This is a genomic window from Streptomyces sp. NPDC051963, from assembly GCF_044593495.1.
Classification (GTDB): Bacteria; Actinomycetota; Actinomycetes; order Streptomycetales; family Streptomycetaceae; genus Streptomyces.
Window position 1 is genome coordinate 168,798 of record NZ_JBIUCC010000003.1, and the last position, 13,452, is coordinate 182,249.

The 13,452-nt window shown below is 69.8% G+C and carries 12 protein-coding genes and 2 pseudogenes; 7 read left to right on the forward strand and 7 right to left on the reverse strand.

The annotated features are described in order from the left end of the window. Positions 1-18: 18 nt before the first annotated feature. Genes ACIHFB_RS13350 through ACIHFB_RS13360 form a run of 3 tightly spaced genes read right to left on the reverse strand, consistent with a single transcriptional unit; the run spans position 19 to position 3,396 of the window. A complete protein-coding gene (locus ACIHFB_RS13350) occupies positions 19-768 on the reverse strand; it encodes a succinate dehydrogenase/fumarate reductase iron-sulfur subunit (RefSeq protein ID WP_365280042.1) in 750 nt (249 codons plus the stop codon). Beyond that, positions 765-2,723, reverse strand: coding sequence for a fumarate reductase/succinate dehydrogenase flavoprotein subunit (locus ACIHFB_RS13355; protein ID WP_365280043.1), 1,959 nt, complete (start codon positions 2,721-2,723; stop codon positions 765-767). Before ACIHFB_RS13355 ends, ACIHFB_RS13350 begins: the two co-directional genes overlap by 4 nt. Before the next feature lies 1 nt (position 2,724). After that, the gene (locus ACIHFB_RS13360; protein WP_400127146.1) at positions 2,725-3,396 is read right to left on the reverse strand and encodes a succinate dehydrogenase; all 672 of its coding nucleotides are present in this window, start codon (positions 3,394-3,396) and stop codon (positions 2,725-2,727) included. Positions 3,397-3,516: 120 nt separating this feature from the next. Here ACIHFB_RS13360 and ACIHFB_RS13365 point away from each other — a divergent pair, with 120 nt between their 5' ends. Further along, entirely contained in the window at positions 3,517-4,401 is an 885-nt protein-coding gene (locus tag ACIHFB_RS13365; protein WP_400126847.1) for a LysR family transcriptional regulator, read from the forward strand. A 123-nt stretch (positions 4,402-4,524) separates the two neighbouring features. After that, positions 4,525-4,980 (forward strand): annotated as a pseudogene (locus ACIHFB_RS13370) (LysR substrate-binding domain-containing protein); the annotation flags it as partial. A gap of 4 nt (positions 4,981-4,984) precedes the next feature. Here the strand turns inward: ACIHFB_RS13370 and ACIHFB_RS13375 are convergent. The 3 genes from ACIHFB_RS13375 to ACIHFB_RS13385 all read right to left on the reverse strand — a co-directional run bounded on the left by ACIHFB_RS13375 (position 4,985) and on the right by ACIHFB_RS13385 (position 9,207). After that, the gene (locus tag ACIHFB_RS13375; RefSeq protein WP_400126848.1) at positions 4,985-7,132 is read right to left on the reverse strand and encodes a putative bifunctional diguanylate cyclase/phosphodiesterase; all 2,148 of its coding nucleotides are present in this window, start codon (positions 7,130-7,132) and stop codon (positions 4,985-4,987) included. Further along, entirely contained in the window at positions 7,129-7,941 is an 813-nt protein-coding gene (locus ACIHFB_RS13380) for an SAM-dependent methyltransferase (protein ID WP_365280055.1), read from the reverse strand. The genes ACIHFB_RS13375 and ACIHFB_RS13380 overlap by 4 nt, the downstream gene beginning before the upstream one ends. Before the next feature lie 309 nt (positions 7,942-8,250). After that, positions 8,251-9,207: an SCO0930 family lipoprotein gene (locus ACIHFB_RS13385; protein WP_365280535.1), complete on the reverse strand. Its 957-nt coding sequence runs from the start codon at positions 9,205-9,207 to the stop codon at positions 8,251-8,253. A gap of 297 nt (positions 9,208-9,504) precedes the next feature. Between ACIHFB_RS13385 and ACIHFB_RS13390 the strand changes: the two genes are divergently transcribed. The 3 genes from ACIHFB_RS13390 (at position 9,505) to ACIHFB_RS13400 (ending at position 11,587) form a co-directional block, all read left to right on the forward strand. Further along, on the forward strand, positions 9,505-10,086 hold the full coding sequence (locus tag ACIHFB_RS13390) for a hypothetical protein (protein ID WP_365280058.1): 582 nt from the start codon (positions 9,505-9,507) through the stop codon (positions 10,084-10,086). Between the two features lie 16 nt (positions 10,087-10,102). Then, a complete protein-coding gene (locus ACIHFB_RS13395) occupies positions 10,103-10,867 on the forward strand; it encodes a DUF4239 domain-containing protein (protein WP_400126849.1) in 765 nt (254 codons plus the stop codon). A 222-nt stretch (positions 10,868-11,089) separates the two neighbouring features. Next, entirely contained in the window at positions 11,090-11,587 is a 498-nt protein-coding gene (locus ACIHFB_RS13400; protein ID WP_365280062.1) for a hypothetical protein, read from the forward strand. Between the two features lie 112 nt (positions 11,588-11,699). On the opposite strand, the pseudogene ACIHFB_RS13405 reads toward ACIHFB_RS13400, so the two are convergent. Next, positions 11,700-12,133: pseudogene (locus tag ACIHFB_RS13405) on the reverse strand (hypothetical protein). On the opposite strand from ACIHFB_RS13405, the gene ACIHFB_RS13410 reads away from it, so the two are divergent. Both ACIHFB_RS13410 and ACIHFB_RS13415 read left to right on the forward strand, forming a co-directional pair. After that, entirely contained in the window at positions 12,120-12,506 is a 387-nt protein-coding gene (locus tag ACIHFB_RS13410) for a hypothetical protein (RefSeq protein WP_400126850.1), read from the forward strand. The pseudogene ACIHFB_RS13405 and the gene ACIHFB_RS13410 overlap by 14 nt on opposite strands. 264 nt (positions 12,507-12,770) lie before the next feature. Then, complete coding sequence (locus ACIHFB_RS13415) at positions 12,771-13,433, forward strand: class F sortase (RefSeq protein ID WP_365280065.1); 663 nt, start codon at positions 12,771-12,773, stop codon at positions 13,431-13,433. Positions 13,434-13,452: the final 19 nt, after the last annotated feature.

Genomic DNA, 13,452 nt, shown 5'->3' on the forward strand with positions numbered 1-13,452 from the left:
TTCCTTGAGCTGCGGCGTCTAGCGCCCGGCCACCTTCCGGGTCGCGCGCAGCCACTCCTTGTTCATGCCCGTGATGGACACCAGCGGGATGCCCTTCGGACACGCGGTGGCACACTCTCCGGCGAGCGTGCAGCCGCCGAAGCCCTCCTCGTCCATCTGCGCGACCATGTCGAGGACGCGGGTCTCGCGCTCGGGCGCTCCCTGCGGCAGGACGTTCAGGTGGTTGACCTTGGCGGAGGTGAAGAGCATCGCCGCGCCGTTCGGGCAGGCGGCCACGCAGGCGCCGCAGCCGATGCACTCGGCGTGCTCGAACGCGAAGTCGGCGTCCGGCTTCGGCACCGGCGTGGCGTGCGCCTCCGGTGCGGAGCCGGTCGGCGCGGTGACGTAACCGCCGGCCTGGATGATCCGGTCGAAGGCCGTACGGTCCACGACCAGGTCCTTGATCACCGGGAAGGCGGACGCCCGCCACGGTTCGATGTCGATCGTGTCGCCGTCCCGGAAGGACCGCATGTGCAGTTGGCAGGTGGTGGTGCGCTCGGGACCGTGCGCGTCGCCGTTGATGACGAGCGAACAGGCGCCGCAGATGCCCTCACGGCAGTCGTGGTCGAAGGCGACCGGGTCCTCGCCCTTGAGGATGAGCTCCTCGTTGAGGGTGTCGAGCATCTCCAGGAAGGACATGTCGGAGGAGATTCCGTCCACCTCGTAGGTGGACATGGCGCCTTCGGCGTCGGCGTGTCGCTGCCGCCAGACGCGCAGGGTGAGCTTCATGCGTAGCTCCGCTGAGTGGGGTGGACGTACTCGAAGACCAGGTCTTCCTTGTGCAGGGCCGGGGCCTCGCCGGTACCGGTGAACTCCCAGGCGGCCGCGTAGGAGAACTCCTCGTCCCTGCGGGCGGCTTCACCGTCGGGGGTCTGGGACTCCTCGCGGAAGTGGCCGCCGCAGGACTCGGAGCGGTGCAGCGCGTCGAGGCACATGAGCTCGGCGAGCTCGATGTAGTCGACGATCCGGTTGGCCTTCTCCAGGGACTGGTTGAACTCCTCACCGGTCCCGGGCACCTTGATCCGGCGCCAGAACTCCTCACGGATCTGCGGGATCCGCTCCAGGGCCTTGCGCAGTCCGGAGTCGGTGCGGGCCATGCCGCAGAACTCCCACATGAGTTCGCCGACCTCGCGGTGGAAGGAGTCGGGGGTGCGGTCGCCGTCGACGGAGAGGAGAAGGTTGAGCCGGTCCTCGGTCTCGGCCAGCACCTCCTGCACGACGGGGTGTTCGACGGTGACGGACTCCTGGTGCGGGTTGCGCGCCAGGTAGTCGTTGATCGTCGCCGGGAGCACGAAGTAACCGTCGGCCAGGCCCTGCATCAGCGCGGAGGCGCCGAGCCGGTTGGCTCCGTGGTCGGAGAAGTTGGCCTCGCCGATCGCGAACAGGCCGGGGATGGTGGTCTGGAGGTCGTAGTCGACCCAGAGTCCGCCCATCGTGTAGTGCACGGCGGGGTAGATCCGCATCGGCACCTCGTACGGATCCTCGTCGGTGATCCGCTGGTACATGTCGAAGAGGTTGCCGTACTTGGCCTCGACGGCCTTGCGGCCCATCCTCGCGATGGCGTCGGCGAAGTCGAGATAGACGCCCTGTCCGCCGGGACCGACGCCCCTTCCCTCGTCGCAGACGTTCTTCGCGGCGCGGGAGGCGATGTCACGCGGCACCAGGTTGCCGAAGGACGGGTAGATGCGCTCCAGGTAGTAGTCGCGCTCGTCCTCGGGGATGTCTGTCGGCGAACGATCGTCACCGTGCGCCTTCGGCACCCAGATCCGGCCGTCGTTGCGCAGCGACTCGCTCATCAGCGTGAGCTTGGACTGGTGGTCGCCGGTGCGCGGGATGCAGGTGGGGTGGATCTGGGTGAAGCAGGGGTTGGCGAAGTAGGCGCCGCGCCGGTGGGCCCGCCAGATCGCGGTGGCGTTGGAGTTCATGGCGTTCGTCGACAGGTAGAAGACGTTGCCGTAGCCGCCGCTGGCGAGGACGACGGCGTCCGCGAAGTATGTGTCGATCCTGCCGGTGATCAGGTCGCGGGCGACGATGCCGCGTGCCTTCCCGTCGATGACGATCAGGTCGAGCATCTCGGTGCGCGGATGCATCTCGACGTTCCCGGCGGCGATCTGCCGGGACAGGGCCTGGTAGGCGCCGAGGAGGAGCTGCTGGCCCGTCTGGCCGCGGGCGTAGAACGTACGTGACACCTGTACGCCGCCGAAGGAGCGGGTGTCGAGCAGACCGCCGTACTCCCGCGCGAACGGCACGCCCTGCGCCACGCACTGGTCGATGATCTCGACGGAGATCTGCGCGAGCCGGTGCACGTTGGACTCGCGCGCCCTGAAGTCGCCGCCCTTGACGGTGTCGTAGAACAGCCGGTGGATGGAGTCGCCGTCGTTGCGGTAGTTCTTCGCGGCGTTGATGCCGCCCTGTGCGGCGATCGAGTGGGCGCGGCGCGGGGAGTCCTGGTAGCAGAACTGGACGACGTGGTAGCCCTGTTCGGCGAGGGTGGCGCCCGCGGAACCGCCCGCGAGTCCGGTGCCGACGACGATCACCGTGTGCTTACGCCGGTTGGCGGGGTTGACCAGCTTGGCCTCGAAGCGGCGCTTGTCCCAGCGCTCTTCGACCGGCCCGGACGGGGCCTTGGCGTCGACGACCGGTTCGCCGGTCACGTAGTCGCTGTATTCGGCGGAAGAGTTCATCTCAGCTCACCACTCCGGTCATGACGCCCACGGGTACGGCGATGAAGCCCGCCGTGAGCAGCAGCGCGAGAACGTTTGCGATGGTCTTCAGGGCGCGGTCGCGGCTGCGGCTGCCGACGCCCAGGGTCTGGGCGGCACTCCAGAAGCCGTGCTGGACGTGCAGTCCGAGCGCGAGCATCGCGACGATGTAGATCACGTTGCCGTACCAGGTGGAGAAGGTGTCCACGACGTTCTGGTACGGGTGTCCCTCCTGGAAGCCGCCGGAGTGCACGGTGCCGGTCGTCAGGTCGAGGATGTGCCAGACGATGAACAGGCCGAGGATGATCCCGCCCCAGCGCATCGTGCGGGTCGCGTAGCTGGCCCGCGCCTTCTTGTGCGCGTACTTGCTGGGGCGTGCCCTGATGTCGCGGCGGCTGAGCTGGTAGGCGGAGGTGGCGTGGGCGACGACCGCGACCACGAGGACGACGCGGATGAGCCAGAGCGTCCACTCGTAGTGCATGAACGGCTCGCCGACGGTGCGCAGCCAGTGCGCGTAGTGGTTGAACTCCCCTGGCCCGAAGAAGATCTTCAGGTTTCCGATCATGTGGACGACCAGGTACAGCAGCATGATCAGTCCGCTGACCGCCATCACGGTCTTCTTGCCGACGGAGCTGTCCCACACCGTGCGTGCCATGGACGGCCGTCGGTCCGTCCGCGTTGCCAATGCCATGGCACAAGACGCTAGGCCCATGATGGAGCATCGGTCCAAGACATGGTCCGGCTCGATTCCATAGGCTCCAGCTATCGTGGGTCCATGCAGTTCCAGCAGCTCCAGTACTTCGTGGCGGTCGCCGAGACCCGGCACTTCACCCGGGCCGCCGATCTGGTCCACGTGGCGCAGCCGTCCCTCTCCCAGCAGATCAAGGCGCTGGAGCGGGAGCTCGGGGCGGATCTGTTCCTGCGGGCGCGCGGCAACATCACGCTCACCGACGCCGGCGAGGCGCTGCTGCCGCTGGCCCGCCGCATCCTGGCCGACGCGGACACCGCCCGGCACGAGGTGCAGGAGCTGGTGCAGCTGCGCAGCGGCCGGGTCCGGCTGGGCGCCACCCCGAGCGTGTGCACCGGCCTGCTGCCGGACGTGCTGCGCGCCTTCCACGACCGCTATCCCGGCATCCGCCTGATGATCGAGGAGGGCGGCTCACACGATCTCGTACGGGAACTCGCGCGCGGCGCCCTCGACCTCGCCCTGGTCGTGCTGCCCCTGCCCACGCCCTCCCCCGCGCTCACCACGGTGGAGCTGCTGCGCGAGGACCTGGTCGTCGTCTCCTCGCCGGACGCCCCCAAGCCGGGCCACGGACGGCGTACCGTGCATGTCTCCGACCTGGAGGGCGAACGCCTGGTGATGTTCCGGCACGGCTACGACCTGCGGGAACTGACCGTCGCCGCCTGCCGCGCCGAGGGGTTCGAGCCGGACTTCGCGGTGGAGGGCGGGGAGATGGACGCGGTGTTGGGGTTTGTGCGGGCGGGGCTGGGGCTGGCCGTCGTACCGCGTATGGTGGCCGCCCGGTCCGGACGCGGGCTGCGGGTGACCCCGCTCGCCCGGCCCGGGCTGTATCGCACCATCGCCCTGGCCCATCGCAGCGATGTGGCTCCGCCGCGGGCCGCAAGGGAATTGCAGCGGATGCTGCTGGAGCGGTGACGCTCCGCTGGTGGTGCCGCTGTGTGCCGTCGGTCCGCTGCAGCGCCATCGTGGCTGGTCGCGCCCGCGCGGCGGAGCCGCATATCGATACAGCCCCGCGCCCCTTTGGGGGGCTCCTGCCTAGGCCGGCTCGAACAGCCGCGGCTGCTGCGCCTGGGCGAGGCCGACGCGGCCCTGATCTACGAGCCGTTCGACCGCACGGGCCTGGACACCGAGGCGCTGTCCACCGAGCCACGGGTCGCGGCCCTCGCCACCGGCCACCCTCTTGCCGGCCGCGACCGGCTGGCCCTCGCCGACCTCGGCCTGGACTCCGGCACCGTGCACCCGTACCTCAGCGAGATCCGCGGCAGGGGTCGCGACCTCGCCCAACTGCTCACGCTCGCCGGACTGGGCGAGGTCGTCCCGCTGCTGCCCGTCTCCGTCGCCGCCCGCTATCCACGACCCGGAGTCGTCTACCGGCCGGTCGTGGACGCCCCGCCCGCGGTCCTCGTCATCGCCTGGCCGCAGCAGTCCCGTTCGAGGGCCGTGGCGGCGCTGGTGCGCACCGCCACGGAGGTGGCCGAGGCCGTACGTTCCTGAGGCCTCACCCCGTCGCGTCCACCAACGCCAGCTCGTGCAACCGCTCCGGCGGCCCGGGGCGGGCGTAGTACCAGCCCTGGGCCGTGTCGCAGCCCAGTATCCGCAGTTGCTCGGCCTGCGCGCCCGTCTCCACGCCCTCCACCGTCACCGAGAGGTTCAGGCCGTGGGCGAGAGAAACGATCCCTTCGACGATCTTGAGGTCGACGGGGTCCGCCGGGAAGCGCTGCATGCTCTGGGTGAAGGACCGGTCCAGCTTGAGGATGCTCACCGGCAGCCGGCGCAGGTTGGCGAGGTTCGAGTAGCCGGTGCCGAAGTCGTCCAGGGCGATGTCGACGCCCATCTCGGCCAGCCGGCGCAGCGGTTTCAGCAGGTCGTCGTCGGCACCGATCAGCGCCGACTCCGTCACCTCCAGGCACAGCGCGTCCGGTGTGACGCCCGCGCGCTCCAGGATGTCGACGGTGTCCTGGACGAGCCCTGGGTGGGTCAGCTGGCAGGGCGAGAGGTTCACGTTGATGCGCAGCGAGCCCTCGGGTCCGGTCGCGTCGTACCGTTCCCGCCACTCGCGGGCCTGGCGCACCGACTGCTCCAGCACCCACCGTCCCAGCGGAACGATCAGTCCCGTGTGCTCGGCGAGCGGGATGAACCGGTCCGGGCCGAGCACGCCGTGCTGCGGATGCAGCCAGCGCACCAGGGCCTCGGCGCCACGGACGGTGCCGTCGAGGAGGTGGACCAGCGGCTGGTACTCGATGAAGAACTCGCCGCGGTCCAGGGCCGTCGGCAGCGCCGTGGTCAGTCCGTGCCGGGTGATGGCGCGGGCGTCGGCCTCGGCGTCGGCCAGCTCGAAGCGGTTGCCGCCCGCCGACTTGGCCCGGTACATGGTGATGTCGGCGCTGCGCAGCACCTCGGCCGCGCTCCGCTCCCCCGCCGGCCCCTCGACGATGCCGATGCTGCCGCGCACGGTCAGCTCCCGGCCGTCGACGCTGACCGGGGCGACCAGCGCGTTCATGATGCGCCCGGCCAGCTCGTCGACCTCGCGCTCGGTGTCCGGCCCGATGGTCAGCGCCACGAACTCGTCGCCGCCGAGCCGGGCGACCATCTCGCCCGGCGCGGTCGCGCAGGACTGGAGCCGGTCGGCGACCTCGACGAGCAGCCGGTCACCGGCCGCGTGGCCGAGGCTGTCGTTGATGGTCTTGAAACCGTCGAGGTCGAGATAGCACAGCCCGAAGCGCTGGCCCTCGCCCGCGCCGCCCAGCGCCTTCTCCAGCCGCTCGAAGAACAGCGTGCGGTTGGGCAGTCCGGTGAGCGCGTCGTGCGTCGCCTCGTAGCGCAGCCGGAGGTTCAGCAGCCGCCGCTCGGTGGTGTCCTCCATGAGGGCGAGCTGGTACTCGGGGTTGCCGTCCGCGTCGCGGAGCAGCGAGACCGTCAGATTGGTCCACAGGACCGTGCCGTCGGGGCGGTAGAACGCCTTCTCCACGTGGTAGTGCTCGCGCTGGCCGCTCACGAGTTCCTCGTACAGCCGCCAGACCTGGGGCGCGTCCTCGGGGTGGGTCCACTCCATGACGTTGCGGGTGCGCACCGTCTGTTCGGCGCCGCCGAACATGCGCACCAACGCTCCGTTGACCTGGAGTATGTTGCCCTCCAGGTCGGCGATGCCGATCCCTATGGCGGCGCCCTCGAAGACCGCGCGGAAGCGGGCCTCGGTCGCGTGCAGGGCCTGCGCGACCACGCCCTGCGCCTTCAGGGCGGCCGAGGAGATCGCCTCCTGCTCGGTCAGGGTCCGCTCACGCAGCGCCGCGGCGAACCCGGCCGCCATCGCGTGCTGCAACCGCGAGGCACGCGCGCGCAGTTGCTCCTTCGGGCCGTCCTCGCCGCAGTAGAGCACCAGGTAGGCGTCCACGCAGTCCAGGGTGCGGCTGAGCACCTCCGGGTCGGTGCAGTGCACGGCGACCAGCGTGGCGCCCACCGCCCGCGCCTCGTAGGCGTCGAACACCCGGGCCCGCAGTGCCACGCTCAACCGCCGGGCGAGCGGCAGCAGTTGCTCCTCGAGCTCGGGCCGGGTCAGCGACGTGGAGGTCACCGGGAACACCGCCCGGCTCCAGATCGTCGCGAACCTGCGCAGTCTGTCCTCCGGCCCGTCCGGCTCCGCGCTCACGCGGTGCGCCCCACGCCGGCGAAACCGGAGAAGGCATACGGATCCTCGTCCTCCGGCGCGGTGTCCGGCCGCCAGCGCGGCATAGGCACCAGTCCGGGTTCCACCATGTCGTACCCCTCGAAGAACCGCGCGATCCGGTCGCGCGAGCGCATGATCAGCGGGTTGCGAATGTCCTTGTATACGCCCACCGTGCCCTCGGCCCGCTCCGCCGGAAGTGGGATTCCCTCGTACGAGGCATGGGTGAGGATCAGCAGGCTGCCGGGCGCGAGCGCGTCGCGCAGCTCGGCCACCGCTCCGTACGGGTCGTCCTCGTCTTCCACGAAGTGCAGTATGGCAACGAGAAGCAGCGCCACCGGGCGGTTCAGGTCGATCAGCCGCTCCACTTCCCCAGCGGCGAGGATCTCCCGGGGCTTGCGGAGGTCGGCCGCCACCACGCCGGTGCCGGTGTTGCCCTCCAGCACCGCCTGGCTGTGCGCCACGGCCACCGGGTCGTGGTCGACGTACACCACCTGCGCACCCGGGTTCCCCGCCTGGGCCACCTCGTGGACGTTGCCGAAGGTCGGGATGCCGGAGCCGATGTCCAGGAACTGGGTGATGCCCTCATCCAGCGCGAAGCGCACCGCACGGCGCATGAACGCCCTGTTCGCCTGCATGATTTTGGGCAGCCCCGGCATGAACTCCATGGCCCTGCGGGCCGCTTCCCGGTCGATCTCGAAGTTGTGCGAACCGCCCAGGTAGAAGTCGTAGATCCGGGACACGCTCGGCACCGAGATGTCGATGCCACGTGGGGCCCAGGCGGGACGCTCCATCAATCTCTCCAAGGCGTAGGCGATCCGGTGTTCGAGCTGAGGCTACTGATCGCCCGCCAAAGGAGCGAGCCGAAACGGAAATTGACCGTCCGTTCCCGGTCACTGCCTGCGGCACGTGCCGAATTGATGCCCGCTACTGACTCAACGAAAAGTATCCGAGGCGCTCCGGAGAGTTCCGAAGCGTGGTGAAGAGTCACGACGAGTGTGAAGAGATGCGGTGAATTACGACAAAAGCGGTCCACCCCCTCCGCGCGGTGCGGAAGGGGCGGACCGGGGTTCGTGGCGGAAGCCGGAAGGCTGCGCCCACTCCTACTCGGCCGGGGCGCCCACAGCCTTTCCGTCGGGTGCGATGGCGTACCAAGTACCGCCCACGCCCTGGCCATTGGTGTCACCCGGCTTCTTGTCGCCGGCGAAGGTGTAGATCGGCACACAGTCGATGGTCTGCTGCTTCAGTCCGTCGGGCCGGTCGAAGACCACGTAACCCTGACCTGTGGGACCGGACCCCTTCAGATCGATGCCCTTGGTGTCCGCGGCGTCGACCGGCTTGATGACCGGCCACTTCTCCAGACACGCGCCGGTGCACGCCGTCTTCATCGGCCAAGGCGAGTCCTTCAGGAAGCGGTAGACCGTGTGGCCGTTCTTGTCGACCACGATCTCGCCCAGGGTGGGGTCCTCACGGGTGGACAGCCCCGGCAGATCGGCCACTTGGGCCTTCTTGCCGTCGGGCGCCAGCGCGTACCACTTGCCGCCCACGCCCTGGCCCTTGGTGTCGCCGGCGGCGGTGTCCTTCGCGAACCGGTACGCCGGCCATCCGCCGACCGTCAGCTGCTTGGTGCCGTCGGCGCGGGTGACCTCGCCGAGCAGGGCCTTGTCGATGCCCGCGCCGGCCGTGGCGTCGCCCGCGGGAACCGGCGGCCAGGTGGTGGCGCAGTCGCCGTCGCAGTTCGACTTCGGCGGCTCGGCCGTGTCCTGGTCGAAGCGGTACAGGGTCTTACCCGCACCGTCCGTCACCATGTTGCCGACCTCGGCGTTGGCGGAGACGGCCAACTGGCCTGCGGCACTGGCCTGGTTCGCGTTGCTCTGCTCGTTCTGGGCGCCGGCGCCGGTCCCGAGGCCGGTACCGGCGGTTCCGTAGTCGCCGGCCGCGGCCGTGGCGCCCACGTTCTGGCTGCTGGACGGCGCGCTTTCCTGACCGCACGCCGTCGTCAGCGCCAGTACAGCCGCAGCGCTCGCCACGAGTGAGGCGCTCCGCCAGGAGGTCTTCATCTTCAACTCCCCGATCATCGCAAGGATGTTGCAGCGCCCTACTGCGCCACGCACGGTCCTAGGTACGGACGGTGACCGTCGTTGTGTTCAACCGCCTCGCGGATTTCTTTCCGAAACCTGTGCCACACCCCGTCCGCGACCTGTACCACTGCCGTGCCGTCGCCCGTACGCGCGTGCGGATCACCGGACAGGCGAGCGCGAGCCGATCAAACCGGTCAACCCGGCCTGTACCTCCTTCGGGGCAATACCCCGGCGCTCTCGCGTGCGCCGGGTGCACAAGGGCCCATGATCTTCGTCGTGCATGGACCCGAACCGACCCAAGGCGCCGTCGCCGTACGGGTGTTGTCCCTGGTCACGTTGGCCTGGTTGCTGGTCGGCGCCCCGGCGGGCACGGCGGTCGCCGACACCTGCGCGTACGCCTCGACGGGCCCGGGCGGCGCGGAGGCGGTGGCCGTCGTGGGGAGCGCCACATGGCCCACTCCCCCGTCGTGCCCGACGCCCACGCCTACGCCGTCTCCCACGCCGACGCCGACACCCACCCCGACACCGGAGCCGCCGAAGCCCACCCCCACCCCCGCTCCGAAGCCGCCTCCGAAGCCGCGGCCCACGCCGGCCCCCGAGCCGCCGCCCGCACCTGCGCCCCCGGCTCCGCGGCCCGCGCCCCCGCGTCCGCAGCCGACACCCCCGCCCGATCCCACACCGACACCGACGCCATCGGCGGAGCCGACCCCGCGTCCGTCCGTGACCCCGGTGAGCTATCCGAAGTACCACGCGGCGCCGCGCAGGCGGCCGACCAACAGTGCTCCGTCGCCGCTCACCTTCGTCCTGCTCATCACCGTGCCCGCGGCTGTCGCCGTGGCCGCGCTGCGTCCGCGCTGATCCCTGGAGGCATCTCTTGCCGGAATGGCTTGTTCTCACCTTCGCGATGCTGGCCGTCTGCGCCGTGGTGGTGATCATCACCGTCGTTCGCCATCGCACCGCGGCGGACGACGAGGACACCGACGAGACTCCCGACGTCATCGAGTACATGACGATGTGGATCGGCGTGGTGTACGCCATCGTCCTGGGCCTGGCCATCGCGGGCGTCTGGGAGGGGCGCAGCGCAGCGCAGGACCATGTCCAGGCCGAGGCGGTCGCCCTGCACGAGATCTCGGAACGGGTCCGGGTCTACCCCTCGGACATCCGTGACCGTATTCGTGACGATGTCAACACCTATGTCGGACACGTCGTGACCACCGAGTGGAAGGAGATGTCCGACCACGGCAAGGTCACCGAGCGCGGCACCGAACTCCTCGACCGCATCCGCCGGGACGTCACCGACTACGAGCCGAAGACTGACTTCCAGGCCCAGGCGTACCAGCCGCTCGTCGACCAGGTCACCGCGGCGGACCAGGCGCGCAGCGCCCGCGCCAGCTCGACCGGGGAGACGATGCCGGGCGTGGTGTGGTTCGGGCTGATCGCGGGGGCCGTGGTCACGATCGGGATGATCTTCGCACTCCAGATCCGGCGTACGGCACGCGAGCTGATCCTCGCCGCGCTGTTCTCGGCGCTGATCGCCTTCCTGCTCTTCCTCATCTGGGACTTCGACTCGCCGTACAGCCGGGGCATCACGGCGTCCGCCGGTCCGTTCCTGGATCTCTTCCCGAACATCGGCGGCTGAGGATCCCTCACCCCGGCAAACCCATCGGGGGGTGGCCGCCACGCCGCGGCCGTCCCCCGACCGCAGGAACGCCGTCCCCTGTGCGGCCCACACGATTACCCCATTCGCGCGACACCGATCGCGCCGCCGCATACACCTTCCTAGCGTTTCGATCGTCGAGGTGCATTTCAGGCGCAAGCGGAAAAGGTCCGCAGCTGCTCCTCGGGGACCGGAGGTTCCACCATGCACGCGATACGCGTCGCTTCGGCCGCACTGCTGGGCGCCACCGCCCTGGCCCTGGCCGCTCCCGCAGCCCACGCCCGCGGTGACGACTACACCGGCTTCCGGGCCAGCGTGGCACCGACGAGCATCGCGGCCGGCGGGCAGGTGAGCCTGCGCGTCATCGGCTGCGACCAGGACGTGTACGTGTCCTCGGGGGTATTCGACACGGTGACGATCCGAAGAGGCCAGACCTCGGCCACGGCAGCGGTCGACTGGGACGCGAAAGAGGGCGCCGTGTACTCGGTGAAGTTCAGCTGCGGCACCTTCTGGCAGGAAGTGGACCTCGCCATCGCCGGTGGCCGCCCGAGCCACCCGCCGCGGGGCGTGCACGCCGGTGAGGGCGGCAGCGTCGCCGGGTTCGACCTCCAGGAGATCGGCCTTGGCCTCGCGCTCGTCGCGGGCGCGGTCGGAACCGCGTACCACTTCTCCCGACGCCGCACGGACGAGGACGGCGCCTGACCGCACCCCGTCCGCACAGGCCTTCGCCCCGGATCCCGAGAAGGGTCCGGGGCGAAGGCCTGTAGAAGCGATCGGAACTCCGAAGAGATTGGGTCAGATCTCTTACGGCGGTTCAGATCTGCTTCTCTGACCGGCGGCGCATCCAGAACACCCCGCCGCCGATGACGGCGGCGGCCACCAGTCCGCCGCCGATGACCATGTCGGTCCCAGTCGCCCCGGTGGAGCTGCTGCCGCCGATACCGCCGCGCACACCGCCGATGACGGTGAAGGCGTTCGGCCGGGTGAGGGTGGAGCCGGAGCAGTTGACGGTGATGTCGTACCGGCCGGGCCTGGCATTGTTGTCGATGGTCGCGCTGCCCCTCGACGTGTCGTTGGCCCCTCTGATCGGTGAGAGCCTCGCCCTCGGGAAGGCCCGGGATGTCATGGAGCCGCCGTTGGGGCAGCCATCGACCGTGACGGTCAGCCGACCGCCTCGGGGGATGACGCTGGGCAGCGCGACGATATTGCTCGGGAAGAAGCGGCCGTTGCCGCCGTGGCCGCCGCCATTGCCGCCGAAGCCACCGCCGTTCCCGCCGAACCCACCACCGTTGCCGCCATTGCCACCGAAGCCACCGCCGTTGCCGCCGAACCCACCGTGGTCGCCGCCATTCCCGCCGAACCCACCACCGTGATCACCGCCGTCCCCGCCGAAGCCACCGCCGAGATCGCCACCGTCACCGCCGAAGCCACCGCTGATGTCGCCGCTGCCGCCGGGGTCGTTCATGCCGTCCCAAGCGACGGCCGTGGGAGCGGCGAGCCCGAGGACGGCGACCGCGGCGACCGAGGCCGCCAGGGCACGAGTAGTACGCATGTGATCCTCCGCGGAAGACGCCCCGGGACCCGTCCCCGGTCGATCGGCGAGAAAGCGCCTCCCAGATAGACCCTCAGTTGCTGTGCACCCGCCCGCATTTCGAGAATGGTCCGTCCTGGTGAGAGGACACGCCGAAGGAAAACCACACAATCGGATATTGTCGCAGGTCACGGACCGTCAGAAAATTCCTGTTCACGGCGACTCGGATGGCTCACCACCTGCGCTTGAGGGCCACCCATTCGCGTTCGCCCCGTCGCCGGCCGAGTCCGCGGGACTTAGCGTTCTCCTATGCGCTATTGACGCGGCGACGGCCTCGTCGAGAGGGGAAGTCGAATGTCTGGGTACGAGCTGGCCGAAGAGGAGGAGCAGCGGAAGAAGCGCGCTCCTTGGGGCGTGATAGCGCTTGTTCTGCTGACCGGTCTCGCGCTCATTCGAAATGGTTCGGGAGAGTTCGACGTGGGCCCCCCGCAGCCCGCCACGGCGGCCGCCGCGGAGAGCCGCGCACCCCAGGGCGCCTTCCTCCAGGCCTCGGATGCGCTGCCGTACGCCATTCCGGACCGGGTCAGGATCCCGGCGATCCAGGTCGACGCACCCGTGATGCCGGTCGGTCTGGACGCCGCCGGCTGGGTCGACGCGCCGCCGCCCGAGGACCCGAACCTGGCCGGCTGGTTCACCGGCGCCGTCTCCCCGGGCGAAAAGGGCACGGCCGTGGTCGTCGGGCATGTCGACAACAGTCAGGGCCCCGCCGTGTTCTACGGACTCGGGGCCCTCAAGAAGGGATATCGCGTCGAGGTCGCACGCAAGGACGGGAAAACGGCCGTATTCGAGATCTACGGCATCGAGGTCTTCGAGAAGAACAACTTCCCCGGCGACCGTGTCTACGCTTCCAAGGGCAGCCCCGAATTGCGGGTCATCACCTGCGGGGGCGGTTTCTCCAAGCAGAACGGCTACGACGGGAACGTCGTCGTCTTCGCCCGCCTGGTCGAGGTCCGCTGAACGGTCCCGCCCGGGCGGG

Bases quoted from the DNA above. Each gene is read 5' to 3' on its own strand.
- ACIHFB_RS13380 (WP_365280055.1), bottom strand. From the start codon at position 7,941: ATGGAGCGTCCCGCCTGGGCCCCACGTGGCATCGACATCTCGGTGCCG.
- ACIHFB_RS13350 (WP_365280042.1), bottom strand. From the start codon at position 768: ATGAAGCTCACCCTGCGCGTCTGGCGGCAGCGACACGCCGACGCCGAA.
- ACIHFB_RS13360 (WP_400127146.1), bottom strand. From the start codon at position 3,396: ATGGCACGCACGGTGTGGGACAGCTCCGTCGGCAAGAAGACCGTGATG.
- ACIHFB_RS13400 (WP_365280062.1), top strand. From the start codon at position 11,090: ATGCACGCGATACGCGTCGCTTCGGCCGCACTGCTGGGCGCCACCGCC.
- ACIHFB_RS13415 (WP_365280065.1), top strand. From the start codon at position 12,771: ATGTCTGGGTACGAGCTGGCCGAAGAGGAGGAGCAGCGGAAGAAGCGC.
- ACIHFB_RS13365 (WP_400126847.1), top strand. From the start codon at position 3,517: ATGCAGTTCCAGCAGCTCCAGTACTTCGTGGCGGTCGCCGAGACCCGG.
- ACIHFB_RS13355 (WP_365280043.1), bottom strand. From the start codon at position 2,723: ATGAACTCTTCCGCCGAATACAGCGACTACGTGACCGGCGAACCGGTC.
- ACIHFB_RS13385 (WP_365280535.1), bottom strand. From the start codon at position 9,207: ATGAAGACCTCCTGGCGGAGCGCCTCACTCGTGGCGAGCGCTGCGGCT.